This is a genomic window from Candidatus Protofrankia californiensis (genome assembly GCF_900634765.1).
GTDB classification, from domain to species: Bacteria; Actinomycetota; Actinomycetes; order Frankiales; family Frankiaceae; genus Protofrankia; species Protofrankia californiensis.
The window spans coordinates 18,111-19,519 of sequence record NZ_CAAAFT010000493.1; the positions used below are offsets into that span (position 1 = coordinate 18,111).

The following is a 1,409-nucleotide window of genomic DNA, read 5'->3' on the forward strand; positions in this document are numbered from 1 at the left end:
CCTCCGGCAGCGCGAAAGGAACATCATCGCGCCGCCTTTGGCCTGCCAGCGACCCGCATCGCGGGCATCATCCGCGCGCATCCGTCGCCTCTATGACGCTTTCAGCAGATTTGTCAACGTGACCAGCATGACCTGATGTGATCTTTCGTGATCCGATGTCGCTCCATTGCGTGCGAACTGAAGATTAATTAGGTTAGCCTTACTTAAGAGCAGGTAACCATACCTTAGCGGAGGGTATCGTGACGACACCAACACCGGTCGAGGAAGCAACGCCCAACCGGGCCCGCACCGTGATCGCCGGAGCCCGCCACGCCCTGCTGACGCTGCCGTACGAACACGTCTGCGGCCGAGTCGGTCTACTCGACGACGGGGGTGAACCAGTACTGCTCGCCACGGCCAGCAGCCCACCTGCGCACGCGGCCGGCAGCTACCCGACAGCGCGGGTCGACATCCATGGATCACAGGGCGAGCGCCTCGTCCTGTCCGGTTCCCTGCGCGTCGTTCCCGGCCCGACGGCGGACGTCATCGCGCGGCTGGCCGGCCCGGGTTGCCCGGCGCCGCGTCCGCCCATCGGCCCGTCCGGGCAGGAGCAGGATCTCGTCGCGATCGCGATGGTCGTCGCCGAAGTCGTCCTTTACATGCTCACCCCCACGGATCCCGGCACCGCGGCAACCCGAACGTCGACGGATCGTGGTGACCCGAGGTCGACCGGCCTCCCCGGGACGCCGCCGGAGGCAACCACCGCGCCCACGACAAAGGGCAGCCAGCGGACACCGCAGGCCGGACGTGGACGCGACCACGTGCGCACACGGACCACCGAGAGTTCCGGGACCCGCATCGACCTGGTCGCCTACGCCCTGGCCGAGCCGGACCTCATAGCGGCCTACGCACCCGACCTGGTGACACATCTCAACACGGTCCACGCCGAACAGATCCGCCGACTCGCCGAGTACGCGGTCGCCGTCGATCCCGACCAGGGCGACGGTACGTGGCGGTCACCCGGTCCCAGACCTGCGAGGATAGTGCGGTCAGCCCGCGCACAGGAACTCGCCGGCACACAGATCACCCGACTCGATCACCGCGGCCTGGACATGTGGCGGATAGGACCCTCCGGAGCCGAGGAAATCCACCTCCCGTTCCGGGCACCACTGCGCGAGCCACGCGCGCTCGGCAGGGAAATCCGCTGGCTGCTCGGGCTCGTCTGAACCCTGCGCAGGACGGCTCGGCCGCTTCCGGCGGGCCGTCCCGCGCAGGGCGGTTGCCCGCACGGTTCCCACAGGCCAACAGTTACCCACAGGTCAGTTGTCCACAGATCATCCGCAGGTCGATCGGCTACAGGTCGGTTGTCCACAAACCTGGCCACCGAAGGGCCCCGGGCCCGGATCTGTCCGCATAATCTCAACTAGGAT

General features: G+C 67.4%; 1 protein-coding gene. It reads left to right on the forward strand.

Annotated features, from left to right (window positions below; all coding sequences use genetic code 11):
* Window positions 1-239 precede the first annotated feature (239 nt).
* Entirely contained in the window at window positions 240-1,205 is a 966-nt protein-coding gene (locus tag DD1DGNOD_RS25780) for a DUF2470 domain-containing protein (protein WP_241251867.1), read from the forward strand.
* The last annotated feature ends 204 nt before the right edge of the window (window positions 1,206-1,409 follow it).